The sequence below is a fragment of the Pseudomonas sp. K2I15 genome (assembly GCF_002204795.1).
Classification (GTDB): domain Bacteria; phylum Pseudomonadota; class Gammaproteobacteria; order Pseudomonadales; family Pseudomonadaceae; genus Aquipseudomonas.
In genome coordinates this window covers 18001-42254 of the sequence record NZ_NIXO01000012.1, presented here as the reverse complement: position 1 = coordinate 42254, position 24254 = coordinate 18001, and the positions used below count along the sequence as shown (strand labels likewise).

Genomic DNA, 24254 nt, shown 5'->3' with positions numbered 1-24254 from the left:
TCACACCTCGCCTGCGATGTCGGTCAACGGCGTCATGGCTTCCCGCGCCCAGCGCGCGGTGATGGACTGGCCGACTTGGTGCCCGGCGGTGGTGTCCAGCCATTGGTTGTTGGCCTGGCTGATGTTCAGGGCCTGGCCGTTTTCCAGTTTCAGCTCATAGCGGGTGGCGCTGCCTTGGTACTGGATGTCATGCAGCAGGCCGCTGACTTCCACTTCGCCAGTGCCCAGCGGGCCTTCGGCGAAACGCACGTGTTCCGGACGGATCGAGAACGGCTGCGGGTTACCGCTCAAGCGTTGCGCCAGCTCGCCCTGAATCACGTTGGAGGTGCCGACGAACTCGGCGACGAAGGTGGTGGCGGGTTTCATGTACAGGTTGCGCGGGGTGTCGACCTGTTCGATGCGGCCCTTGTTGAACACGGCCACGCGGTCGGACATCGACAGCGCTTCGGTCTGGTCGTGGGTCACGAAAATGAAGGTGATGCCGAGCTGGCGTTGCAGCTTCTTCAGCTCGCTTTGCATCTGTTCGCGCAGCTTCAGGTCGAGTGCGCCGAGCGGCTCGTCGAGCAGCAGCACGCGAGGGCGATTGACCAGTGCACGTGCCAGGGCCACACGTTGACGCTGACCACCGGAGAGTTGCACCGGCTTGCGGTCGCCGTAGCCGCCGAGGGCAACCATGCCCAGGGTTTCTTCGGCACGCTTGAGGCGTTCGGTCTTGCCCACGCCTTTGACTTTCAGGCCGTAGGCCACGTTGTCCCGCACGTTCATGTGGGGGAACAGCGCGTAATCCTGGAACACAGTGTTCACGTCACGCTGATAAGGCGGCAAACCGGCGGCTTCTTCACCGTGAATACGGATGGAGCCGGCACTCGGTTGCTCGAAGCCGGCGATCAGGCGCAGGCACGTGGTTTTGCCCGAGCCGGAAGGGCCGAGCATGGAAAAAAACTCGCCGTCCTGGATATCGATGGAAACCCGGTCAACGGCTTTCACTTCGCCGAACTGACGGGAAACGTGGGTGAATTGGACTGCAAGCGTCATGGTGCGGTGCTCCAAAAAGGTACGGGTCGTCGCAGCGGCCCGGCCTGGACTTCTGAAAAAATTAACGCGGTGTTGAGGGCGACCCGGTTCAAATGTGGGAACTCTTGTGTGGGAGCCGGGCTTGCCCGCGATGCAGGCTCCTCGGTCTTTCAGCTAGACCGAGGTGATGCTATCGCAGGCAAGCCAGCTCCCACATAAGCCCTCCCACATGGGGCCTGTGTCGCCTGGGAGTGCTTAGCGGCCGCCCATGATCGCGATGTAATCCTGGGTCCAGCGGCTGTACGGCACGAACTTGCCGCCTTCAGCCTGCGGGGTTTTCCAGAAGGCGATCTTCTCGAACTGGTCGAAACCGTTGGTCTTGCAACCCTCGGCACCCAGCAGCTCACTTTCTTTGCACGCGGCGGGCACCGCCGGCAGCGAACCGAACCACGAGGCCACATCACCCTGGACCTTCGGCTGCAGCGACCAGTCCATCCACTTGTAGGCGCAATTCGGGTGTTTGGCATCGGCGTGCAGCATGGTGGTGTCTGCCCAGCCGGTGGCGCCTTCCTTCGGAATGGTCGAGGCAATCGGCTGCTTCTCGTTCACCAGGCCGTTGACCTGATACGGCCACGCGCTGGAGGCCACCACGCCTTCGTTCTTGAAGTCACTCATTTGCACGGTGGTGTCGTGCCAGTAGCGGTGGATCAACGGTTGCTGGGCGCGCAACAGGTCGAGCACGGCCTTGTACTGGGTTTCGGTCAGCTCGTACGGGCTTTGGATGCCCAGTTCCGGCTTGGTGGCCTTGAGGTACAGCGCCGCATCGGCGATGTAGATCGGGCCGTCGTAGGCTTGCACACGGCCTTTGTTCGGCTTGCCATCGGGCAGGTTCTGCGCTTCAAACACCACGTTCCAGCTGGTGGGCGCGGTCTTGAACACGTTGGTGTTGTACATCAACACGTTCGGGCCCCACTGGTACGGCGTGCCGTACGTCTGCTGGCCGACCACGTACCACGGCGCGTCCTTGAGGCGCGGGTCGATGTTCTTCCAGTTGGGGATCAGCGACGTGTTGATCGGCTGTACGCGCTTGCCACCGATCAGCCGCAACGAGGCATCGCCCGACGCGGTGACCAGGTCGTAGCCGCCCTTGGCCATCAAACTCACCATCTCATCGGAGGTGGCGGCGGTCTTGACGTTGACCTTACAGCCGGTCTCTTTCTCGAAACCGGTGACCCAGTCGTAGTTCTTGTCGCTTTCGCCACGTTCGATATAGCCGGGCCAGGCGACGATATCCAACTGGCCTTCACCGGCACCCACCGCCTTGAGCGGTTCGGCGGCCTGGATGCTGACACTGGCCAGCAGCGCGGTGGTCAGGGCACTGAGCAGTGCGGTCTTGTGCGCAGACATGGGGGTTCCCTCTTCTTTAATTATGGTCGGGGCAGTTTTTGCAGCTGGTGGTGCGTGAGCGTAGTTGTTGTTTTAAAGATGCTGGCCGTGGCGCGCCATGATGTGCCGCACCACGCTGTAGTCCTGTAGCGAATCACTGGACAGATCTTTCCCATACCCCGAGCGCTTCAAGCCGCCGTGGGGCATTTCGCTGACCAGCATGAAATGACTGTTGATCCAGGTGCAGCCGTATTGCAGGCGCGACGCCACCTGCATGGCCTTGTCCAGGTTCTGGGTCCAGACGGAGGAGGCCAGGCCGTATTCCGAGTCGTTGGCCCAGTCCACCGCCTGCTCCAGCTCGTCGAAGCGGGTCACGGTGACCACCGGGCCGAACACTTCGCGCTGCACGATTTCATCATTCTGTTTACAACCGGCCAGCAACGTTGGCTGGTAGAAGAAGCCTGCGCCGGAATGCACGGCAGCGCCGGTGATGCGTTCGATATGCGGCTGGCCGAGGGCGCGCTCGACAAAACTGGCCACCCGGTCGCGCTGGCGCGTGCTGATCAGCGGACCGAGTTCGTTGTCGGCATCGCGCTTGCCGGCAAAGCGCAGGCTGCTGACGGCGGCGCCGAGGTCGGCCACCAGCTTGTCGTGAATCCCGGCCTGGGCGTAGATGCGGCACGCGGCAGTGCAGTCCTGGCCGGCGTTGTAATAACCGTAGGCGCGCACGCCTTCGACCACGGCTTGCAGGTCGGCGTCGTTGCACACGATCACCGGGGCCTTGCCGCCCAGTTCCAGGTGGGTGCGCTTGAGTGTCTTGGAGGCGGCCTGGAGGATTTTTTGCCCGGTGACGATATCGCCGGTCAGCGAGACCATGCGCACCTTCGGGTGGCTGACCAAATGGCTGCCGACGCCTTCGCCGCCGCCACACAGAATGTTGATCACCCCGCGCGGCAACAATTGGCTCAGTACGGGCGCCAGGGCCAGGATCGACAGCGGCGTATGTTCCGACGGCTTGAACACCAGGGTATTGCCGGCGGCCAAGGCCGGGGCGATTTTCCAGGCGGCCATCATCAACGGGTAATTCCACGGCGCAATCGAGGCGACCACGCCAATCGGATCGCGGCGCACCATGCTGGTGTAGCCCGGCAGGTATTCACCGCTCAGTTGCCCGGTCTGGCAGCGCACGGCACCGGCGAAGAATCGGAACACATCGACGGTGGCGCTCAAATCGTCCTGGCGTGCCAGGTGCAACGGCTTGCCGCAATTCAGCGATTCGAGGCGGGCGAGGTAGTCGGCTTGTTTTTCGATGGCATCGGCGATGCCCAGGAGAATATTCGAGCGCTGCTGGGGCGTGGTCCGCGACCACCCGGCAAAGGCGCGGTGGGCGGCGAGGATCGCGGCTTCAACCTGCTCGGTGCTGGCTTCGGCGATATGGGTGAGGATTTCACCGGTGGCCGGGTTGATGATCGGCTCGACAAAACCCTGGCCCTGGACCAGTTCGCCGTCGATCAGCAACGCAGTGAGCAGCGGTGTGGGCGCGCCAGACATTTTTCGCGATCTCTTTTCTTGTGTGGTCATGGCTGTTCTCGTGCGAGGCGCCTGACCTTCTCTTGTGGGATGAGCAGAGACTAGAGGTCAGGCGCGAGGTCAACAAATACTAAATACTGAAAGCCGCATTCGATTAAATAGATGGCTTGCGTGGGTGGGGCTGTTCACGGGCCACCGTCAGGAACGGGTCCACCAGCGCCGGGCGCGCCGTGCCCCGGCGCCAGGCCAGGCCCACGTCGAGGGTTTGGCTGAGGTCGGCAATCGGTCGGGCCTCGATGATGTCGCCCTCCAGGGACCAAGGGCGGTAGGTCATGTCTGGCTGGATCGACACGCCCAGGCCTGCGGCGACCAGGCTTCGTACGGCTTCCGTCGAGGCTGTGCGCAAGGTGACGCGCGGTTGTAGTCCGGCGCCGGTCCACATGCGTTGGGCGTTGTGGCCCATTTCATCGACGTTCAACTGAATCAATGGCTCGCGGGCTACATCGGCGAGGTTGATGCTGTCGTGTTCCAGCAACGGATGCTGGGCCGGCAGCCACAGGCGGTGGGGCGAGTGGGTGAGCACTTCGGTTTGCAGGGCGTGGCGGTCTTCGAGGTTGGAGAGGATCAGCACGCCGACGTCGATTTCACCGCTGACCAACAAGTGTTCGATGTAGGGGCGTTCGTCTTCCATCACGCGGATTTCGACATTGGGGTAAGCGCGCTGGAAGCGGGTGAGCAAATCTGCCAGGTAGTAACCGGCGACCAGGCTGGTTACGCCGATGATCAACTGCCCGGCGACCTGGTCGGTGCTCTGTTGCAGGCTGCGCTTGGCGTTGTCGACCGTGGCGAGTATCAGGTGCGCCTGGCGCAGGAACTGGTGGCCCTGGTGGGTCAGGGTCATGCCCTTGGCATGGCGGTTGAACAGGTTGACGCCGATTTCCTGTTCCAGTTGCTGGATCGCCAGGGTCAGGGTGGACTGTGAGATGAAGGCGGTCTGGGCGGCGGCGGAGATCGAGCCGGTCTCGGCCACGGCGATGAAGTGACGGATCTGACGCAAGGTCATCATGCTGGAATTACCAGTGGGGTGTTTTTATAGATTTGTTCGAGTGTATATCGTTTTAATTGAGGGGTAAGCGCGTTACATCTGGAAGCACTCTAGATCGGGGGTTTTTGGCACTTAGTTTTACGCTGGGGGCCTATTGGTCCTGTGAACTTGAGTTTCTGGAGGCTGTGAATGAATACCCGTGGATTGCTTGATCAACTGCTCAAATCTGGCCAGGACATGTTGCAAAACAAGGCTGGTGGGCAGCGTAAAGGTGAGGAAAAAGGTGCCCTTGGTGGCTTGCTCGGTAGCGGTGGGTTGGGCAGTTTGCTCGGCGGTGCGGGTGGTGGTGCCCTGGCAGCCGGCGCCATGGGTCTGCTGCTGGGCAACAAGAAAGCTCGCAAGTTTGGCGGCAAGGCGCTGACGTATGGTGGGTTGGCGGCTTTGGGGGTGATTGCCTATAAGGCGTATGGCAATTGGCAGGCGCAGCAGGCCAGTGCGCCCCAGGGTGAGCCGCAAACCATCGATCGCTTGCCGGCGGCGCAGGTTGAGCTGCACAGCCAGGCGATCTTGAAGGCGTTGGTAGCGGCGGCCAAGGCGGATGGGCATGTGGACGAGCGTGAGCGGGCGTTGATCGAAGGGGAGTTTGTGAAGCTGGATAATGATCAGGAGTTGCAGCATTGGTTGCACGCTGAACTCAACAAGCCGCTGGATCCGGCTGATGTGGCGCGGGCGGCCAGTACGCCGGAGATGGCTGCCGAGATGTATATCGCCAGTGTGATGTTGGTGGATGAGGAGAGCTTCATGGAGAAGTCTTACCTTGATGAGCTGGCGCGGCAGCTTAAGTTGGAGCCGGGGTTGAAGGTGGAGCTTGAGAAACAGGTGAGGCAGGCTGTGCTGGGGTGAATGTGTACATATCCGTTGCTGCGGTAACGGCGTCTTATGGTTCCGCTCTTACAGCGGGTCACTTTTGGCAAACGCCCGGAATGCCGGCCCAGCCAAAAGTAACCAAAAGGTCTTTGCCCCACCACTCGGTGCCTCGCCTAGGCTCGGCATGCCGGAACGAAGGCCCGATTCCGCGGGTCGCCGCGATGGGCCATCCCTGGCCCAGCGCGGCTAAATCGGCATCCTTACCGATTTACCCGCTCCACCGTGCCTACTTGCGGCCATCGTGGTTGACGGGGCCCGTAGATCAAGATCAAAAGCAGATCAAGAGCACGGCGGCCTGAAAGCCGACCTGAGTGTTAGAAGCAAGGGCAAGGTCCAGAGCGAAAGCAGAGCTGCTTTTATGTGGGAGCGGGCTTGCTCGCGAAAAACCTGAGAACGCCGCGTTCATTCAGGATGCCAGCGTCATCGTTAACGACCTTCGCGAGCAAGCCCGCTCCCACATTTGGACCGCGCCCGCTTTTGCTTTTGATTTTGCTTTTGATCTACACCACTCAAGCCGGCCGGTAGGCCGCTGTGCTCTTGTTCTTGATCTTGATTTTGATCTTAGGCGCCCCGTTAAACCACGCTGGCCGAACGCAGGTAGTACGGAGCGGGTAAACCGGCAGGACGCCGGTTTAGCCGCGACGGGGCAGGGACGCCCCGTCGCGGCGGCCCGCGTAGTACTACCGGAGCTGAGGGCACACCGAGCCCAAGCGAGGTGCCGAGTGGTGGGGCAAGAGCGTTTTGCTTACTTTTGCGCTGTTCAAAAGTGAGCCGCTGTAAGAGCGGAACCAATAGCGGCCCTCACCACAGCAACGGATATGCCCCCCCAAAACTTTTCCCCCCGCGTGACCCAGATCCCACAACCCATTGATTAATGATGCCACCCGCTCAGCTATACTCCCCTCCATTTGAATGGCCCTCGAGGAATTACTGTGAAGAACTGGACCTTGCGCCAACGGATTTTGGCGAGCTTTGCGGTCATCATCGCGATCATGCTGCTGATGGTAGTGGTCTCGTATTCACGCCTGCTGAAGATCGAACTCAGCGAAGAATCGGTTCGTGACGACGCAGTCCCCGGGGTGTACCTAAGCTCGATGATCCGCAGCGCCTGGGTCGACAGCTACCTGCAAACCCTCGACATCATTGGCTTGCGCGAAGACAAGGGCCTCACCGACGCCGACAAGGCCGAATTCAAGTCCTTCGAAGCGCGCATCCTCACCCAGATCGCCAATTACAAAGAGACCATCTACGGCGGCGACGATCAGGCCGAGTTCGATAAATTCGAAGCCCTGCACCAGGCCTATAACAAGGCCCTGTCCGGCGTCCTCGACCACCTGCAAAACCACGACGTGGCCGCCGCCCGCAAGCTGTTCGACGCCGAGCTGACCCCGACCTGGATCGCAGGCCGCATGAAGCTGAACGACATCATCACCGAAAACAAAAGCGTCGCCGATCATGCCACCAACGCCATCGACGACGCCGTATCCGCTGCAAAAATCAGCATGGGCGTCTCACTGATCCTCGCGATCCTGGCCGCCGGCCTCTGCGGCCTGCTGCTGATGCGCGCGATCATGGCGCCGATGAAACGCATCGTCGACATCCTCGAAACCATGCGCACCGGCGACCTGAGCAAACGCCTGAACCTCGAACGCAAAGACGAATTCGGCGCGGTAGAAACCGGCTTCAACGACATGATGACCGAGCTCACTGCCCTGGTGTCCCAGGCCCAGCGTTCCTCGGTACAGGTCACCACCTCGGTCACCGAGATTGCCGCCACCTCCAAGCAACAACAGGCCACCGCCACTGAAACCGCCGCGACCACTACCGAGATCGGCGCCACTTCGCGCGAGATCGCCGCCACTTCCAAGGACTTGGTCCGCACCATGACCGAAGTCTCCACCGCTGCCGACCAGGCCTCGGTGGCCGCCGGTTCCGGCCAGCAAGGCCTGGCACGTATGGAAGAAACCATGCACTCGGTGATGGGCGCGGCCGACCTGGTCAACGCCAAACTGGCGATCCTCAATGAGAAGGCCGGCAACATCAATCAGGTGGTCGTTACCATCGTCAAGGTCGCCGACCAGACCAACCTGCTGTCCCTCAACGCCGCCATCGAGGCCGAGAAGGCCGGTGAATACGGTCGCGGGTTTGCCGTGGTAGCCACCGAAGTGCGCCGCCTGGCCGACCAGACCGCCGTGGCCACTTACGACATCGAGCAGATGGTGCGCGAGATCCAGTCGGCGGTGTCGGCTGGCGTGATGGGCATGGACAAGTTCTCTGAAGAAGTGCGCCGTGGCATGTTCGAAGTGCAGCAAGTGGGCGAGCAGCTGTCGCAGATCATCCACCAGGTGCAGGCGCTGGCGCCGCGGGTGTTGATGGTCAACGAGGGCATGCAGGCCCAGGCCACCGGCGCTGAGCAGATCAACCATGCGCTGGTGCAGTTGGGCGATGCCAGCAGCCAGACCGTGGAGTCCCTGCGCCAGGCCAGCTTTGCCATCGATGAGCTGAGCCAGGTCGCGGTCGGCCTGCGCAGCGGCGTGTCGCGTTTCAAAGTCTGATGAACGACCTCGCGGCTAAACGCGGTGCCGTTGCGGCAGTGAAAAAAGCACTGTTCCTGGTGTTTCACATCGGTAGCGAACGGTATGCCCTCAAGGCCACGGAAGTCGCCGAGGTGCTACCACGCCTGCCGCTCAAGCCCATCGCCCATGCGCCTGCCTGGGTGGCCGGGATCTTTGCTCATCGCGGGGTGATGGTGCCGGTGATCGACCTCAGTGCCTTGACCTTCGGCACACCGGCCCAGGCCCGCACCAGCACGCGCCTGGTGCTGGTCAATTATCAGCCGGATGCACTCATCCCGGCGCGCTGGCTGGGGCTGATCCTCGAACAAGCTACCGACACGCTGCGCTGTGACCCGGCGGAGTTCCAACCTTACGGCCTGGACAACCGCCAGGCCCGCTACCTGGGCCCGGTGCGCGAAGACGAGCGTGGCCTGATGCAATGGATCGGCGTGGCCGACTTGCTGACCGCCGAGGTGCAGGCGCTGCTGTTTGCCGCCGGCGAGGAGGATCGATGAGCAGTGATCAACGCTTCTTCGACTTCCTGAAAGAACGCATCGGCCTGGATGTTGCCTCGGTGGGCGAAGCGATCATCGAGCGTGCCATACGCCAGCGCAGCATGGCCCTCAATGCGCAGACGGCAGATGAATACTGGCAGCGGTTGCTGGCCTCGACCGACGAACAGCAAGCGCTGATCGAAGCGGTGATCGTCCCCGAAACCTGGTTTTTTCGTTACCCCGAATCCTTCGCTACCCTGGGCCGGTTGGCCATGGCACGCCTGTCCGAAATCAAGCATAGGCGTGCCCTGCGGATCCTCAGCCTGCCGTGTTCCACCGGCGAAGAACCCTATTCGATTGCCATGGCTTTGCTCGACGCGGGGCTGGCGCCGCATCAGTTCAAAGTTCAGGGCATGGATGTCAGCCCGTTGTCGGTGGAGCGCGCCCGGCGCGGGGTGTACGGCAAGAATTCGTTTCGCGGACAGGACATCGAGTTTCGCGAGCGCCATTTCACTGAGCAAAGCGACGGCTATCTGATTGCCGAGCGGGTGCGCGAACAAGTGCGCCTGCAAGTGGGCAACCTGCTGGACCCCAAGCTGCTGGCCAACGAGCCCGCCTACGATTTTGTGTTCTGCCGCAACCTGCTGATCTACTTCGACCAGCCGACCCAAAAGCAGGTGTTTGAAGTACTCAAGGGCCTGACCCACGTTGACGGCGTGCTGTTTATCGGCCCGGCCGAAGGCAGCCTGCTGGGGCGCCTGGGCATGCGTTCGATTGGTGTGCCGCAGTCCTTTGCCTTCAGTCGCCACGCGGAACCTGCGCCAGAGCCGGTATTTGTGCCGATGCCCGCGCCGATCCCCCAGCGCAGTGCCGCGCCGATTCCGAGCAAACCCCGGCCGTTCAGTACGGTTAGTGCTCAAGTGCTGCCGATCAAACCTGCGCCCGTGCAGTCGGACGCAGCCGATCTGCTCAGCCAGATCGCGACCCTGGCCAATGAAGGCAAAAGCCTTGAGGCCCGTGCTGCCTGTGAGCGCTATTTGCAGAGCCATCCGCCGGCGGCCCAAGTGTTTTATTGGCTGGGCCTGCTCAGCGATGTGGCCGGCAGCGCCCTGGAAGCCCAGGGTTATTATCGAAAAGCCTTGTACCTTGAACCCCAGCACCCGCAGGCCTTGATGCACCTGGCCGCGTTGCTTGAATCCCAGGGCGATGTCGCCGGCGCCCGCCGCTTGCAGGCCCGTGCCGCGCGCAGCGTGCGAGCTGACAGTGAGCGTAAATCATGACCCTGGATCCCACGCTGAACCTGACCCTGGCCGACACCCAGGCCATCGACGACTGCTGGAACCGCATCGGCATCCACGGCGACAAGTCCTGCCCGCTGCTGGCCGAACACATCCATTGCCGCAACTGCTCGGTGTATTCCGCCGCCGCCACACGCCTGCTCGACCGCTATGCCTTGCAGCAGGACGATCATCGGCCAGTGGCGGCGCCGGAAGTGGAGGGCGATGTCGTCACCCGTTCGCTGCTGATGTTCCGCCTCGGTGAAGAGTGGCTGGGCATCGCCACTCGCTGCCTGGTGGAAGTGGCGCCGCTGCAACCGATCCATTCCTTGCCGCACCAGCGCTCCCGCGCGTTGCTCGGCGTGGCGAATGTGCGTGGCGCACTGGTGGCGTGCTTGTCCCTGGTGGAATTGCTCGGGCTGGACGGCGCCAGCAGTGGCCCAGGTGGTGGGCGAATCATGCCGCGCATGCTGATCATCGCGGCGCAGGACGGCCCGGTGGTGGTGCCGGTGGACGAAGTGGACGGTATCCATGCCATTGATGAGCGCACCTTGAACGCAGCGTCTGCCTCCGGCACCCAGGCCAGCGCCCGCTATACCCAAGGCGTGTTGCAGTGGAAAGGCCGCAGCCTGCGCTGGCTGGACGAGGCGCAATTGTTGTCTGCCGTGACCCGGAGCCTCACATGACCCCCGACCAGATGCGCGATGCCTCGCTGCTGGAGCTGTTCGGCCTGGAAGCTGACGCCCAGACCCAGGTGCTCAGCGCCGGCCTGCTGGCCCTGGAGCGCAACCCGACCCAGGCCGACCAGCTCGAAGCGTGCATGCGCGCGGCGCATTCCCTGAAGGGCGCGGCGCGAATTGTCGGGGTGGACGCCGGTGTCAGCGTTGCCCACGTGATGGAAGATTGCCTGGTCAGCGCCCAGGAAAGCCGGTTGTACCTGCTGCCGGAGCATATCGACGCGCTGCTGCAAGGCACCGATTTGCTGATGCGCATCGCCACGCCGGGCAACACCGTGGGCCCGGCGGACATCGAGTCCTACGTGGCCCTGATGGAGCGCTTGCTCGACCCGTCGCAAAAAGTCGCGCCGCCCGCTGCTCCAACGCCGCCGCCAACACCCGTGCCAGAACCCGAATTGTCGATGGAAGCGCTGCTCACCTTGCCACCGGAGCCTGAACCCGCGCCTACCGTCAGCGCCGAGCTGCCACGCCAGAACAAGCGCATGACCGAAGGCGGCGAGCGCGTATTGCGGGTCACCGCCGAACGCCTGAACAGCTTGTTGGACCTGTCCAGCAAATCTCTTGTGGAAACCCAGCGGCTCAAGCCTTACCTCGCCAGTTTGCAGCGCCTCAAACGCATTCAGAGCAACAGTGCCCGCGCCCTGGAAAACCTCGACGGCCACCTCAAGACCGTCGAACTGAGCCTGGAGGCCCGGGAAGCCCTGGCCGACACCCGCCGTTTGCTGAGCGAAGCCCAGGCGCTGCTCGCGGAAAAAACCGCCGAAATCGATGAGTTCGGCTGGCAGGCCGGGCAGCGTGCCCAGGTCTTGTACGACACCGCGCTGGCGTGCCGCATGCGCCCGTTTGCGGATGTGCTGGCCGGGCAGGTGCGCATGGTCCGCGATTTGGGCCGCAGCCTCGGTAAACAGGTGCGCCTGGAAATCGAGGGCGAGAAAACCCAGGTCGACCGTGACGTGCTGGAAAAGCTCGAAGCGCCCCTGACCCATTTACTACGCAATGCCGTCGACCACGGCATCGAAATGCCCGAGCAGCGCCTGCTGGCGGGCAAACCGGCTGAAGGTTTGATCCGCCTGCGGGCTTCCCACCAGGCTGGGCTGCTGGTGCTGGAATTGAGCGACGACGGCAACGGTGTCGACCTTGAGCGCCTGCGCGGCACCATCGTCGACCGGCATTTGTCGCCGGTGGAAACCGCCCTGCGCCTGAGCGAGGAGGAGTTGCTGACGTTCCTGTTCCTGCCGGGTTTCAGCCTGAGGGACAAGGTCACCGAGGTCTCCGGGCGCGGCGTCGGGCTGGATGCGGTGCAGCATATGGTTCGCCAGTTGCGCGGCGCGGTAGTGCTGGAGCAGACGGCGGGGCAGGGCAGTCGCTTCCATCTTGAGGTGCCGTTGACCCTGTCGGTGGTGCGCAGCCTGGTGGTGGAAGTGGGCGAAGAGGCCTATGCCTTCCCGCTGGCCCATATCGAGCGTATGTGCGACCTGGAACCAGAAGACATCGTGCAATTGGAAGGCCGCCAGCATTTCTGGCACGAAGGCCGGCACGTCGGCCTGGTCGCCGCCAGCCAGTTGCTGCAACGCCCGCCGGGGCAGGGTAATCAGGAAACCCTTAAAGTCGTGGTGATCCGCGAGCGCGATGCGGTTTACGGGATTGCCGTGGAGCGTTTTATCGGCGAGCGCACACTGGTGGTGTTGCCCCTGGATGACCGGCTGGGCAAGGTCCAGGACATCTCCGCCGGCGCCCTGCTGGATGACGGCTCGGTGGTGCTGATCGTCGACGTCGAAGACATGCTGCGTTCAGTGGACAAACTGCTGAATACCGGCCGTCTGGAGCGTATCGCCCGGCGCACCCAGCAAACCCTGGAAGCCCCGCGCAAGCGTATTCTGGTGGTGGATGACTCGCTGACCGTACGCGAGCTGCAACGCAAGTTGTTACTTAATCGCGGTTATGAAGTGGCCGTGGCGGTCGATGGCATGGATGGCTGGAACGCGCTGCGCTCCGAAGACTTCGACCTCTTGATCACTGACATTGATATGCCTCGTATGGACGGTATTGAATTGGTCACACTCTTGCGCCGTGATACTCGCCTGCAATCCTTGCCGGTGATGGTTGTTTCCTACAAGGATCGGGAAGAAGACCGCCGCCGTGGACTGGACGCCGGCGCCGACTATTATCTAGCCAAGGCCAGCTTCCATGACGACGCGCTGTTGGATGCGGTGGTGGAGCTGATTGGAGGAGCCCGGGCATGAGGATTGCGATCGTCAATGACATGCCCATGGCCGTGGAGGCCTTGCGCCGGGCGTTGAGCCTTGAGCCGGCCCATGAAGTGGTGTGGGTCGCGAACAACGGCCTGGAGGCGGTGCAGCGCTGCGCCGAACTGACGCCCGACCTGATTCTGATGGACCTGATCATGCCGGTGATGGACGGTGTGGAAGCCACCCGGCAGATCATGGCCGAGAGCCCTTGCGCGATTCTGATCGTCACCGTCGACCGCCAGGCCAATGTCAGCCGTGTGTTCGAAGCCATGGGCCATGGCGCCCTGGACGTGGTCGACACGCCTGCGCTGGGCGTGGGTAATCCGAAGGATGCCGCCGCGCCGCTGCTGCGCAAGATCCTCAACATCGGCTGGCTGATCGGCCAGCGTGGCAGCCGCGTGCGGGCCGAGCCTGCACCCCATCGGGTCACGGGTAAACGCCAGAGCCTGGTGGCCATCGGTTCGTCTGCGGGTGGCCCGGCTGCCCTGGAATCCCTGCTCAAGGGCTTGCCCCGGGACTTTTCACCGGCCATCGTGCTGGTGCAGCATGTGGACCAGGTATTCGCCGCCGGCATGGCCGAGTGGCTGAGCAGCGCCTCGGGCCTGCCGGTGCGTTTGGCCCGGGAAGGCGAGCCACCACAAAGCGGCGTGGTGCTGCTGGCCGGCACCAATCATCATATTCGTCTGCTGAAGAACGGCACGCTGTCCTACACCGCAGAGCCCGTGAACGAGATTTACCGACCGTCCATCGACGTGTTTTTCGAAAGCGTCGCCAGTTACTGGAACGGCGATGCTGTCGGCGTGCTGCTGACCGGTATGGGGCGCGACGGCGCCCAGGGACTTAAAACGATGCGTCAGCAAGGCTACCTGACCATCGCCCAGGACCAGCAAAGCTGTGCTGTTTACGGCATGCCCAAAGCGGCAGCGGCGATCGACGCGGCTGTTGAAATTCGCCCATTGGACAGAATTGCGCCACGCTTACTGGAGGTGTTCGCAAAATGACCGATATCACACGCTGTCCTGGCCTGCAGGTAGTAATTCAGGTGACTGCAAATGAATGATTTACAGCTCGACGACTTCAAGACCGACGAAAACGCCGCCATGGTGTTACTCGTCGACGACCAGGCAATGATCGGCGAAGCCGTGCGCCGGGGCCTGGCCCATGAAGACAACATCGACTTCCACTTTTGCGCCGACCCGCACCAGGCCATTGCCCAGGCGATCCGTATCAAGCCGACGGTGATCCTGCAGGACCTGGTGATGCCGGGCCTCGACGGCCTGACCCTGGTGCGCGAATACCGCAATCACCCGGCGACGCAAAACATCCCGATCATCGTGCTTTCGACCAAGGAAGACCCGCTGATCAAGAGCGCGGCGTTTGCCGCCGGGGCCAACGATTACCTGGTCAAGCTGCCGGATAACATCGAACTGGTGGCGCGCATCCGTTACCACTCGCGCTCCTACATGACCCTGTTACAGCGGGACGCGGCGTATCGTGCGCTGCGGGTCAGCCAGCAACAGTTGCTGGACACCAACCTGGTGCTGCAACGGCTGATGAACTCCGACGGCCTGACTGGGCTGTCCAACCGCCGGCATTTCGACGAGTACCTGGAACTGGAGTGGCGCCGTGCCATGCGCGACCAGACCCAGCTGTCGTTACTGATGATCGATGTGGATTTCTTCAAGACCTACAACGACAGTTTCGGTCACCTGGAAGGTGATGAGGCGTTGCGCAAGGTTGCTGCGACCATTCGTGATGCCAGCAGTCGCCCTTCGGATTTGCCGGCGCGTTACGGTGGTGAAGAGTTTGCTTTGGTGCTGCCCAACACCTCGCCGGGGGGGGCACGGCTGGTGGCCGAGAAATTGCGCCAGGCCGTGGCCGCGCTGAAAATCCCGCACATCAGCCCGGCTGAAGGGGCGAGCCTGACCATCAGCATCGGCCTGTCGACCATGACCCCGGTGCAGGGCACCGATTGCCGGCAGTTGATCTCGGCGGCGGACAAGGGCTTGTACCTGGCCAAGCACAATGGGCGCAATCAGGTGGGTATCGAGTAACGACGGCAAACGCTGATTGTGGGCAGAGCGCTTGTTGTGGCGAGGGAGCTTGCTCCCGCTGGGCTGCGAAGCAGCCCCAAATCAGCCACCGAGTACTGCCTGACACACCACCACGACGTCGCAAGGGGCTGCTGCGCAGCCCAGCGGGAGCAAGCTCCCTCGCCACAGGGTTCTCTTGAACTCGCACTTGCTGATGCAACCCTGCCTTTTCGGCCAAGCGGACTGCCGTTACCAGCCGTTTGTCGTTATACTCGTCGGCTTTCAAAAGTTCGCCAACGAGTGCTGCCCGCCATGGAAATCAACCCGATCCTTAACACCATCAAGGACCTGTCCGAGCGCTCCGAAACTATTCGGGGGTATCTTTGACTACGATCAAAAGCATGAGCGTCTGACCGAAGTCAATCGCGAGCTTGAAGATCCGGCTGTCTGGAACAAACCTGAATACGCCCAGGAACTGGGCCGCGAGCGCGCTGCGCTGGCGCAGATCGTCGAGACCCTCGACGAATTGAACACCGGTCTGGGCGATTGCCGTGACCTGCTGGACATGGCCGTAGAAGAAGACGACGAAGGCGCAGTGGGCGATATCGTCGCCGAGCTGGCCCGTCTCGAAGAGAACCTCGCCAAACTCGAATTCCGCCGCATGTTCAGCCACGAAATGGACCCGAACAACGCCTACCTGGATATCCAGGCCGGTTCCGGCGGCACCGAAGCCCAAGACTGGGCCAACATCCTGTTGCGCATGTACCTGCGCTGGGCCGACAAACGCGGTTTCGACGCCACCATCATGGAGCTGTCGGCCGGTGAAGTGGCTGGCATCAAAGGTGCGACCGTGCACATCAAGGGCGAATACGCCTTTGGCTGGCTGCGTACCGAGATCGGTGTTCACCGCCTGGTGCGCAAGAGCCCGTTCGACTCCGGCAACCGTCGCCACACCTCGTTCTCTGCGGTTTTCGTCTCGCCAGAGATCGATGACAAGGTGGAAATCGAGATCAACCCGGCAGACCTGCGGATCGACACCTACCGCTCCTCCGGTGCCGGTGGCCAGCACGTAAACACCACCGACTCGGCCGTACGGATTACCCACGTACCGACCAACACCGTGGTCAGCTGCCAGAACGAACGTTCCCAGCACGCGAACAAGGACACCGCCATGAAAATGCTGCGGGCCAAGTTGTACGAGCAGGAAATGCAGAAGCGCAACGCCGCGTCCCAAGCGCTGGAAGACACCAAGTCGGATATCGGCTGGGGTCACCAGATCCGTTCGTATGTGCTCGATGCGTCGCGGATCAAGGATCTGCGCACTAACATCGAACGCAGCGACTGCGACAAGGTGCTCGACGGCGACATCGACGAATACCTGGAAGCCAGCCTGAAATCTGGCTTGTAAAAAACTCTGTAGGAGCCGGCTTGCCGGCGATCCCCGGCCTACGCCTGGGACAACGAACCTGATGGAAAATTTAAAGACATGAGCGACCAACAACTCGACCCGCAAGCCCTGCAACAGGAAGAAAACTCCCTGATCGCCCTGCGCAAGGAAAAGCTTGCTGCCGAGCGCGCCAAGGGCAACGCCTTCCCCAACGACTTCCGTCGCGACGCTTACTGCGAAGACTTGCAGAAACAGTACGCGGACAAGACCAAGGAAGAGCTGGCAGAGGCTGCGATCCCGGTCAAGGTGGCAGGTCGCATCATGCTCAACCGTGGCTCGTTCATGGTGATCCAGGACATGTCCGGCCGCATCCAGGTCTACGTCAACCGCAAGACCTTGCCGGAAGAAACCCTGGCCGCGGTGAAAACCTGGGACCTGGGCGACATCATTGCGGCCGTTGGTACCCTGGCCCGTTCCGGCAAGGGCGACCTGTACGTTGAAATGACCAGCGTGCGCCTGCTGACCAAATCCCTGCGCCCGCTGCCGGACAAGCACCACGGCCTGTCCGACACCGAGCAGCGTTATCGCCAGCGCTACGTTGACCTGATCGTCAACGAAGACGTGCGCCACACCTTCCGCGTGCGTTCGCAAGTGATTGCCCACACCCGCGCCTTCCTGATGAAGCGTGACTTCCTGGAAGTGGAAACGCCGATGCTGCAAACCATCCCCGGTGGCGCTGCAGCCAAGCCTTTCGAAACCCACCACAACGCGCTGGACATGGGCATGTACCTGCGTATCGCGCCAGAGCTGTACCTCAAGCGCCTGGTGGTTGGCGGCTTCGAAAAAGTGTTCGAGATCAACCGCAACTTCCGTAACGAAGGCGTTTCGACTCGTCACAACCCTGAATTCACCATGTTGGAGTTCTACCAGGCTTACGCCGACTACGAAGACAACATGGACCTGACCGAAGAACTGTTCCGCGAGCTGGCGCAGCTGGTTCTGGGTACCACCGACGTGCCTTACGGCGACAAGGTGTTCCACTTCGGCGAGCCGTTCGTGCGCCTGTCGGTGTTCGATTCGATCCTCAAGTACAACCCTGAGCTGACCGCCGGCGACCTGACCGACATCGACAAGGCTCGCGCCATCGCCAAGAAAGCCGGCGCCAAGGTGCTGGGCTTCGAAGGCCTGGGCAAATTGCAGGTGATGATTTTCGAAGAGCTGGTGGAGCACAAGCTGGAACAGCCGCACTTCATTACCCAGTACCCGTTCGAAGTCTCGCCGCTGGCCCGTCGCAACGATGACAACGCGAACGTCACCGACCGTTTCGAGCTGTTCATCGGCGGGCGCGAAATCGCCAACGCCTACTCCGAGCTGAACGACGCGGAAGACCAGGCCGAGCGCTTCATGGCCCAGGTGGCTGACAAGGACGCTGGTGATGACGAGGCGATGCACTACGACGCCGACTTCGTACGCGCCCTGGAATACGGCATGCCGCCTACCGCCGGTGAAGGTATCGGCATCGACCGGTTGGTGATGTTGTTGACCAACTCGCCGTCGATCCGTGACGTGATCTTGTTCCCGCACATGCGGCCACAAGCGTAACCGTAGCAAAATCCGAAGCCGCCTTTTATAAGGCGGCTTTTTTATGTGGCGTCTATAAGCGTCAAGCAAACAGCGCCAGGTTATCGTTCCCACGCTCCGCGTGGGAATGCAGCCCGTGACGCTCTGCGTCACCCTGAAAGGAAGAACCGTCGTGAACCGCGTAATGGCTCAAAAGGGTGCTGCCGGCATTGCCGCTGCCGTGGCTGAAAGCGTTCAGTACCAGGGCCGCAAGGCCAGTCGCCGGGGCAGTGAGCAACGCAGGCAGGACATTCTCGATGCGGCGATGCGCATCGTCGTGCGTGAAGGCGTGCGTGCCGTGCGTCACCGCGCGGTGGCGGCCGAGGCCGGCGTGCCGTTGTCGGCCACCACCTATTACTTCAAGGACATCGACGACCTGCTTACCGACACCTTCGCCCAATACGTGGAGCGCAGCGCCGCGTTCATGGGCAAGTTGTGGGTACGTAATGAAGGGCTGCTGCGGGAGATGGTCGCTTATGGCGACGGCAGCCCACAGTCGCGCTCGCAACTGGCCGATGATATCGCGCGCCTGACCGCTGATTACGTGCAGCGCCAATTGCTCAACCGCCGGGAGCACCTGATGGCCGAGCAGGCCTTTCGCCAGGAAGCGCTGTTGAACCCGCGCCTGGCCGAGTTGGTGCGCTCACACCAGCAAATCCTGCTGCAGGGCACTTGCCAGTTTTTCCAGGTATTGGGTTCGCGCGAACCGCAACAGGATGCCAAAGTGTTGACGGCGATTATCGGTCGGATGGAATATCAGGGCCTGCTGGGCGGTGCAGAGCCGCTGACCAGCGAAGAAATGCTTGAGATCCTCAAGCGTTACATGCATTTGGTGTTGGCTTCGGTCTGACACAGGGGAGTGTCCAATGAAAGCCTGGCGTGTCGTTGTGATCGCCTTGTCGTTCCTGTTGCTCAGCGGTTGCCTGGTGACCTTCAAGGACCCACTGCCGGCCAGTGAGGCTGCGCCGGATGCCCTGTTGGGCAAATGGGCCAGCAAAAATGCCTGGGGCGAGCCGCTCAACCTGCAAATCAGCCGCGTGGGTGAGCACCGCTACAAAGCCGTGAGCTACCCTAAAGCCAAGCCGGGCCAGCGTGATGAATACCTGTTCACGGTTTCCCGACATGGCAGCCGCTGGTATTTGTCGGCGCCGTTGCCGGCCAGGTTCGGCGGGCATTACATCCTCGCCGGGTTCGAATTGAATGATGAACACGAACTGGTGGTCTACAACCTCGACCTGGATCAGATCCACCAGGCCATAGGCCAGAAGACCTTGAGCGGCAGCACCGTCGAAACCGTCGAAGGCGCCGGTGTGCTGGTCGACAGCCCCATGGCCCGGGTGTTTGCCTACCTGGATGACCCGGCCAATGCCGACGTGTTCGTCGAAGCCGTGCGCTACCAGCGCGCGGGCAAATAATGTTTAAAGAGGAAGCACCGGGTGGACGATTACCAGCAGACGATACGCACGTTGTCCGATCGCATTGTGCTGGCGCAAACACCGATTCGCGTCCTCGACGCTGTGAAGTGGGACGAGAACATTCGCCAGGGATTCCTCAAGGCCAAGGGCAAGGAAATGCCGGCGGTAAACCGCGACTACTACCTGACCCGGCCATTGTCGTTCGATTCCAGCGCGGTGAAGCTGGAGTTCCAGAACATCGAGCGTGACATCACCCGCCAGCTCGGCCAGTTCAACCCGGTCGGGCAGATCATGCGGCGCATGTGCAAGGAATACCGCATGGTGGTGCGCATGCTTGAAGCGCGCGGCACCGAGGATTTCGGCCTGATTTCCCAAGAGCTGTACGGCGCCGCCTCCGATGCGTTCCACGCCGGTGACCCGACCCTGGCCGACCTCGGCCTGATGATGTCGGACTACCTGAACAATATCGATGGCCGTGGCGACCTCAAGGACGAAGCCAAGACCCTGACCGCCAAGGACGCCGTCAACCTGCTGCAAAGCCGCTTGAACAAGGTGTTTGGTGAGGCCGAGGAAACCATTCGGGTGTTCGAGTCTGACGGTATCGTGGCGGACGCGGCGGCGGGCGCCGACTACATCAAGATCCGCGCTGACGCGATGTTCAACGACCGCGACGTGCGCGCCCTGGAAGTCCATGAAGGCCTGGTGCATGTGGGCACCACCCTCAATGGCCAGAACCAGCCGATCTGCACCTTCCTGTCCAAGGGCCCGCCCTCGTCGACGGTGACCCAGGAAGGCCTGGCGATTTTGATGGAAATCATCACCTTCGCCTCCTACCCCAGCCGCTTGCGCAAGCTGACCAACCGCACCCGCGCCATCCATATGGTGGAGCAGGGCGCCGACTTCCTGCAGGTGTTTGAGTTCTTCCGCGAGCAGGGTTTTGAAATGGCGGAAAGCTACGGCAACGCCAGCCGGGTTTTCCGTGGGTCGACGCCTACGGGTCTGCCGTTTACCAAGGATTTGTCCTACCTCAAGGGCTTTATCATGGTTTACAACTACATTCAGTTGGCGGTGCGCAAAGGCAAGCTTGAACAAGTGCCGCTGCTGTTCTGCGGCAAGACCACCCTGGAAGACATGCGCACCCTGCGCCAACTGGTGGATGAAGGCCTGGTGGTGCCACCCAAATACCTGCCGGAGCAGTTCCGCGACATGAATGCGTTGGCGGCGTGGATGTGTTTCTCCAACTTCCTCAACCATTTGAGCCTGGACCGGATCGAGGCGGATTACTCCAATATCCTCTGAGGGATTTCCCTTGAAGGAACCGGGTCAAAATGTGGGAGCGGGCTTGCTCGCGAAAGCGGTGTACCAGCAACAGATGTGTTTACTGACCCACCGCATTCGCGAGCAAGCCCGCTCCCACCTTTGATCTCCATAGGTCTTCAGGATCGTTCCCAACCCATTCACGAGGCTTCAACGGATGAGAATCCTCGGCATTCTTTGCCTGCTACTGGCCCTTAACGGCTGCAGCTCCCTGCTGTTTTACCCCGAGCGCGGCTTGCCGTTCACTCCGGAAAAGGCCCACCTGCAATACCGTGATGTCACGCTGACCACCGCCGATGGCCTCAAGCTGCACGCCTGGTGGCTACCGGCCAAGGCCGGCGTGCCACTCAAAGGCACGGTGCTGCACCTGCACGGCAACGGCGGCAATCTCGCCTGGCACCTCGGCGGCAGTTGGTGGCTGCCGGAGCAGGGCTATCAAGTACTGCTGCTGGACTATCGCGGTTACGGCCTGTCCGAAGGCGAACCTTCGCTGCCGGCGGTTTACCAGGACATCGACGCGGCCTTCAAGTGGATCGACAACGCCCCCGAAACCCAGGGCCAGCCGTTGATCGTGCTGGGCCAAAGCCTGGGCGGCGCGCTGGTGGTGCACTATCTGGCGGCGCATCCCGAACGTCAGCCGCAGCTCAAGGCGCTGGTGCTCGACGGTGTGCCGGCCAGTTATCGTGACGTAGGACAATTCGCACTGAGCACCTCTTGGCTAACATGGCCGTTCCAGGTGCCGTTGTCGTGGCTGGTGCCGGACGCCGACAGTGCGATCAACGCCATGCCCCGGCTGACCGGCGTGCCGAAATTGTTATTCCACAGCCTGGATGATCCGATCGTGCCGCTATCGAACGGCATTCGCCTGTATCAAGCTGCGCCGCCACCAAGGGTGTTGCAACTGACCCGGGGTGGCCACGTGCAGACCTTTGCCGACAAGACCTGGCAAACCGTGATGCTGCGCTACCTCGATGACCCTCAGCATTTCAACGGGCTGCGCCGCCTGGGGGAAATCCCCAATTACCCGACGGCCCCGAACTCCAACGCAGAGAACCCGCAATGAGCGAAGAACGCAACATGATCCCCCTGATCCTCACTGGCATCGGCACCATCATCGGCACCGTCGGCTGCCTGTGGTACTACGGCTATTTGCACTTCGCCAAGCCTGAGGATGCGTTGCTGCTCAGCGACTTCACCATGCTCAAGACCGTGCCGGGCGAAGACTACAAAATCTCCCTGACGCCGGCCGCCCAGGTTGCGCAGTGCGTCGATGGCGTGCTGGTGATGTTCGACACCGAGCAGAAAGGCCTGAGTGGCGTGCTGGTGAATAACAAGAAACAGGCGGTGCGGTGCTTGGGGCAGGAAACGCCGCAACTGGAGCAGTAAGAAAGGGGTGTGAGCAACGCTGGAACTATTCTGGATTGATTACCACAGATTTCAAACTGGTCAGCGTCGCTGATTCGGTTACTTATTGTGGAGTCATCTATATGCGAGTTAATGATTCATCTTATCCAGTGGGTGGCAATTTTGGCACTCAGGGGATTCAGGATTCAGGTTCTCCCCAAGCAGTGGCTGGCCAAGGCGCAGGCGGAGAGGATCTGTTGGAATTGCTCAAGAAATTGCTGATGCAAGCCGAGCAACAAAGCGGCCAAGGCCAAGGCCAAGGGCAAGGTTCGCAGGCTGGCAACGGTGGTGGCGGGCAGATTCAGTTTTGAGTGTGTGAAAACCCTGGGGATATCGCTTTGATCCACAGGTACCTCCAAACCAAGAACCCCGCCAATAGGCGGGGTTCTTTATGGTGCATCAGTCGATCAGTTGGCCATCGACGAACGCGGCTTGACCGGCTGGTTGTCGTTGGAGATGGTCACTTCAACGCGGCGGTTCATGGCACGGCCCGAAACGCTGGTGTTATCGGCAACCGGGTATTCCTTGCCATAGCCTACGGTCACGATACGCGAGATATCCACACCCTGGTTGGCCAGTGCGCGCTGTACGGAAGCGGCACGGCGCTCGGACAGGCTCTGGTTGTACGAGTCGGAACCGGTGCTGTCGGTGTAGCCTTCAACAATCACTTTACGGTCCGGGTTATCGCGCAGGAACTGCGCCAGCTTGGTGATGTTCACCAGGCCGCTGGACTTCAGATCCGACTTGTTGGTCGCGAACAGCACGTCACCAAAGGTCACCAGCGTGCCGCGATCAGTCTGCTTGGCGTTCAAGCTGTCTTGCAGTTGCTTGATCTGCGCGTCACGGGCTTCCAGCAGGGCGCGGGCACGTTCGTCGCCGGCGTTTTTCAGCTTGGCTTCGGACTCACGCAGGACGATGGTGTCCTTGGCCACTTCAACACGCTGGTTGGTCAGGTAGGCCAGTTGGTCGACTTTCTTCTGGTCTTCCTTGTCGCGGTAGGCTTTGTCAGCCTTGTCCAGCCAGTCGCTGGCGTCTTTGGTTTCCAGCGCCGCTACTTTGGTGGCTTGCGGGTTGGCTTGCAGGGCCGAGAAGTTGGTCCGTGCGCTTTCGAGGTTCTGGTTCGGCGGGGTGGAGCACGCCGCCAGAGCAACGCTCATCGCCAGCAGGGCAGGGATCATCAATTGTTTACGCATAGTCGTGTCGTCCTTTCAATTCGGTTTCGGGTGCAATGCAGTCAGGGGTAGCGGCTTATTGCTGTGGCTTGATCACAGCCGGGCGCATGCCTTCCTGACGCAGCTCCTGAACAGCTTTCTGGGAATCCTTCACAGCCAGTTCGGCCTTGGCAGCCTGGGCTTTACGCTCTGCTACGCGAGCGTCCCACTCGGCTTGTTCGGACAGGCGACGGGCCTCGTCATAGTTCTTGTCGTGCATGGCGATTTCGGCTTGTTTCAGTTTGTCCTGAGCCGACTTCATTTCCACGGCTGCGTACTCGGTACCACCGGCGCTGACGGCACTGTTCACCGCAGATTGGGTCACCGCGTATTGCTCGGTCGGCGGGTTGCCGGCGCAGCCAGCCAGTACGAAGCTGGTGCCGATTGCCAGCGCGGCCAATTTAAGCCCGCGCAGGTGGTTAAACGTGGTTTTGGCAGTGCTGGTCTTCATCGTCTTCAACTCCATTGGGTAACTCCTGAAAAACATCAAATCCATCTCCGGTTTGCAGTGTCTGCGGGGCCCGGCGGCAAAGCTCAGGACGCCTATTCAAACGGCTGTTCCAAGTGATGGCTTACTGGCTGTGACCGGAGGCTTTTTTGAATAGTTCAGCGAAGATGGCGATTTGCCTAAAAAAATATTTGACTGAACGGTC

General features: G+C 61.4%; 22 protein-coding genes. 16 read left to right on the top strand and 6 right to left on the bottom strand.

Translation table 11 applies throughout. The features are described from left to right. From CEC48_RS10275 to CEC48_RS10255, 4 genes are all read right to left on the bottom strand, one after another. A complete protein-coding gene (locus CEC48_RS10275) occupies positions 1-1035 on the bottom strand; it encodes an ABC transporter ATP-binding protein (protein WP_088423637.1) in 1035 nt (344 codons plus the stop codon). Between the two features lie 234 nt (positions 1036-1269). Beyond that, positions 1270-2421, bottom strand: coding sequence for a putative ABC transporter substrate-binding protein YdcS (gene ydcS / locus CEC48_RS10265; protein WP_088423635.1), 1152 nt, complete (start codon positions 2419-2421; stop codon positions 1270-1272). A gap of 72 nt (positions 2422-2493) precedes the next feature. Next, on the bottom strand, positions 2494-3951 hold the full coding sequence (locus CEC48_RS10260) for a gamma-aminobutyraldehyde dehydrogenase (RefSeq protein WP_176438700.1): 1458 nt from the start codon (positions 3949-3951) through the stop codon (positions 2494-2496). A gap of 133 nt (positions 3952-4084) precedes the next feature. After that, positions 4085-4996 (bottom strand): LysR family transcriptional regulator, encoded by a 912-nt coding sequence (locus tag CEC48_RS10255; RefSeq protein WP_003209548.1) that lies wholly within the window; start codon positions 4994-4996, stop codon positions 4085-4087. A gap of 168 nt (positions 4997-5164) precedes the next feature. Between CEC48_RS10255 and CEC48_RS10250 the strand changes: the two genes are divergently transcribed. The 16 genes from CEC48_RS10250 to CEC48_RS30985 all read left to right on the top strand — a co-directional run bounded on the left by CEC48_RS10250 (position 5165) and on the right by CEC48_RS30985 (position 22701). Next, complete coding sequence (locus CEC48_RS10250) at positions 5165-5878, top strand: tellurite resistance TerB family protein (protein ID WP_088423633.1); 714 nt, start codon at positions 5165-5167, stop codon at positions 5876-5878. A 956-nt stretch (positions 5879-6834) separates the two neighbouring features. After that, positions 6835-8457, top strand: coding sequence for a methyl-accepting chemotaxis protein (locus tag CEC48_RS10245; protein WP_088423632.1), 1623 nt, complete (start codon positions 6835-6837; stop codon positions 8455-8457). Then, entirely contained in the window at positions 8457-8972 is a 516-nt protein-coding gene (locus CEC48_RS10240) for a chemotaxis protein CheW (RefSeq protein WP_088423631.1), read from the top strand. The genes CEC48_RS10245 and CEC48_RS10240 overlap by 1 nt, the downstream gene beginning before the upstream one ends. Continuing rightward, entirely contained in the window at positions 8969-10231 is a 1263-nt protein-coding gene (locus CEC48_RS10235; protein ID WP_088423630.1) for a protein-glutamate O-methyltransferase CheR, read from the top strand. Before CEC48_RS10240 ends, CEC48_RS10235 begins: the two co-directional genes overlap by 4 nt. Further along, positions 10228-10914, top strand: coding sequence for a chemotaxis protein CheW (locus tag CEC48_RS10230; protein WP_088423629.1), 687 nt, complete (start codon positions 10228-10230; stop codon positions 10912-10914). Before CEC48_RS10235 ends, CEC48_RS10230 begins: the two co-directional genes overlap by 4 nt. Beyond that, positions 10911-13208: a hybrid sensor histidine kinase/response regulator gene (locus tag CEC48_RS10225; RefSeq protein ID WP_088423628.1), complete on the top strand. Its 2298-nt coding sequence runs from the start codon at positions 10911-10913 to the stop codon at positions 13206-13208. Before CEC48_RS10230 ends, CEC48_RS10225 begins: the two co-directional genes overlap by 4 nt. Beyond that, positions 13205-14215, top strand: a complete 1011-nt coding sequence (locus CEC48_RS10220) for a chemotaxis response regulator protein-glutamate methylesterase (RefSeq protein WP_088423627.1) — start codon at positions 13205-13207, stop codon at positions 14213-14215. The genes CEC48_RS10225 and CEC48_RS10220 overlap by 4 nt, the downstream gene beginning before the upstream one ends. A gap of 51 nt (positions 14216-14266) precedes the next feature. Next, positions 14267-15268: a diguanylate cyclase gene (locus CEC48_RS10215; protein ID WP_088423626.1), complete on the top strand. Its 1002-nt coding sequence runs from the start codon at positions 14267-14269 to the stop codon at positions 15266-15268. Between the two features lie 291 nt (positions 15269-15559). After that, a protein-coding gene (gene prfB, locus CEC48_RS10210; protein ID WP_141099662.1) for a peptide chain release factor 2 occupies positions 15560-16655 on the top strand; the annotation gives its coding sequence in 2 pieces (ribosomal slippage) (positions 15560-15631 and positions 15633-16655; 1095 coding nt in all). A gap of 78 nt (positions 16656-16733) precedes the next feature. Continuing rightward, entirely contained in the window at positions 16734-18236 is a 1503-nt protein-coding gene (gene lysS / locus CEC48_RS10205) for a lysine--tRNA ligase (RefSeq protein WP_088423625.1), read from the top strand. 151 nt (positions 18237-18387) lie between these two features. Beyond that, the gene (locus CEC48_RS10200; RefSeq protein ID WP_023659125.1) at positions 18388-19104 is read left to right on the top strand and encodes a TetR/AcrR family transcriptional regulator; all 717 of its coding nucleotides are present in this window, start codon (positions 18388-18390) and stop codon (positions 19102-19104) included. Between the two features lie 16 nt (positions 19105-19120). Beyond that, positions 19121-19669, top strand: coding sequence for a hypothetical protein (locus tag CEC48_RS10195; RefSeq protein WP_088423624.1), 549 nt, complete (start codon positions 19121-19123; stop codon positions 19667-19669). A 21-nt stretch (positions 19670-19690) separates the two neighbouring features. Then, positions 19691-20968, top strand: coding sequence for a flavohemoglobin expression-modulating QEGLA motif protein (locus CEC48_RS10190; RefSeq protein ID WP_088423623.1), 1278 nt, complete (start codon positions 19691-19693; stop codon positions 20966-20968). Between the two features lie 175 nt (positions 20969-21143). Further along, positions 21144-22049: an alpha/beta hydrolase gene (locus CEC48_RS10185; protein WP_088423622.1), complete on the top strand. Its 906-nt coding sequence runs from the start codon at positions 21144-21146 to the stop codon at positions 22047-22049. After that, positions 22046-22372, top strand: coding sequence for a hypothetical protein (locus CEC48_RS10180; protein WP_088423621.1), 327 nt, complete (start codon positions 22046-22048; stop codon positions 22370-22372). Before CEC48_RS10185 ends, CEC48_RS10180 begins: the two co-directional genes overlap by 4 nt. Positions 22373-22407: 35 nt before the next feature. Beyond that, positions 22408-22701, top strand: a complete 294-nt coding sequence (locus CEC48_RS30985) for a hypothetical protein (protein WP_141099661.1) — start codon at positions 22408-22410, stop codon at positions 22699-22701. Positions 22702-22797: 96 nt separating this feature from the next. On the opposite strand, the gene CEC48_RS10175 is transcribed toward CEC48_RS30985, so the two are convergent. Next, the gene (locus CEC48_RS10175) at positions 22798-23583 is read right to left on the bottom strand and encodes an OmpA family protein (RefSeq protein ID WP_088423620.1); all 786 of its coding nucleotides are present in this window, start codon (positions 23581-23583) and stop codon (positions 22798-22800) included. Between the two features lie 55 nt (positions 23584-23638). Then, positions 23639-24052: a DUF4398 domain-containing protein gene (locus CEC48_RS10170; RefSeq protein WP_371917757.1), complete on the bottom strand. Its 414-nt coding sequence runs from the start codon at positions 24050-24052 to the stop codon at positions 23639-23641. Between the last annotated feature and the right edge of the window lie 202 nt (positions 24053-24254).

Coding starts and splice junctions, on each gene's coding strand:
- CEC48_RS10275 (WP_088423637.1), bottom strand. CDS start 1,035: ATGACGCTTGCAGTCCAATTCACCCACGTTTCCCGTCAGTTCGGCGAA.
- ydcS (WP_088423635.1), bottom strand. CDS start 2,421: ATGTCTGCGCACAAGACCGCACTGCTCAGTGCCCTGACCACCGCGCTG.
- CEC48_RS10260 (WP_176438700.1), bottom strand. CDS start 3,951: ATGTCTGGCGCGCCCACACCGCTGCTCACTGCGTTGCTGATCGACGGC.
- CEC48_RS10255 (WP_003209548.1), bottom strand. CDS start 4,996: ATGATGACCTTGCGTCAGATCCGTCACTTCATCGCCGTGGCCGAGACC.
- CEC48_RS10250 (WP_088423633.1), top strand. CDS start 5,165: ATGAATACCCGTGGATTGCTTGATCAACTGCTCAAATCTGGCCAGGAC.
- CEC48_RS10240 (WP_088423631.1), top strand. CDS start 8,457: ATGAACGACCTCGCGGCTAAACGCGGTGCCGTTGCGGCAGTGAAAAAA.
- CEC48_RS10235 (WP_088423630.1), top strand. CDS start 8,969: ATGAGCAGTGATCAACGCTTCTTCGACTTCCTGAAAGAACGCATCGGC.
- CEC48_RS10230 (WP_088423629.1), top strand. CDS start 10,228: ATGACCCTGGATCCCACGCTGAACCTGACCCTGGCCGACACCCAGGCC.
- CEC48_RS10225 (WP_088423628.1), top strand. CDS start 10,911: ATGACCCCCGACCAGATGCGCGATGCCTCGCTGCTGGAGCTGTTCGGC.
- CEC48_RS10220 (WP_088423627.1), top strand. CDS start 13,205: ATGAGGATTGCGATCGTCAATGACATGCCCATGGCCGTGGAGGCCTTG.
- CEC48_RS10215 (WP_088423626.1), top strand. CDS start 14,267: ATGAATGATTTACAGCTCGACGACTTCAAGACCGACGAAAACGCCGCC.
- lysS (WP_088423625.1), top strand. CDS start 16,734: ATGAGCGACCAACAACTCGACCCGCAAGCCCTGCAACAGGAAGAAAAC.
- CEC48_RS10195 (WP_088423624.1), top strand. CDS start 19,121: ATGAAAGCCTGGCGTGTCGTTGTGATCGCCTTGTCGTTCCTGTTGCTC.
- CEC48_RS10185 (WP_088423622.1), top strand. CDS start 21,144: ATGAGAATCCTCGGCATTCTTTGCCTGCTACTGGCCCTTAACGGCTGC.
- CEC48_RS10180 (WP_088423621.1), top strand. CDS start 22,046: ATGAGCGAAGAACGCAACATGATCCCCCTGATCCTCACTGGCATCGGC.
- CEC48_RS10175 (WP_088423620.1), bottom strand. CDS start 23,583: ATGCGTAAACAATTGATGATCCCTGCCCTGCTGGCGATGAGCGTTGCT.
- CEC48_RS10170 (WP_371917757.1), bottom strand. CDS start 24,052: ATGAAGACCAGCACTGCCAAAACCACGTTTAACCACCTGCGCGGGCTT.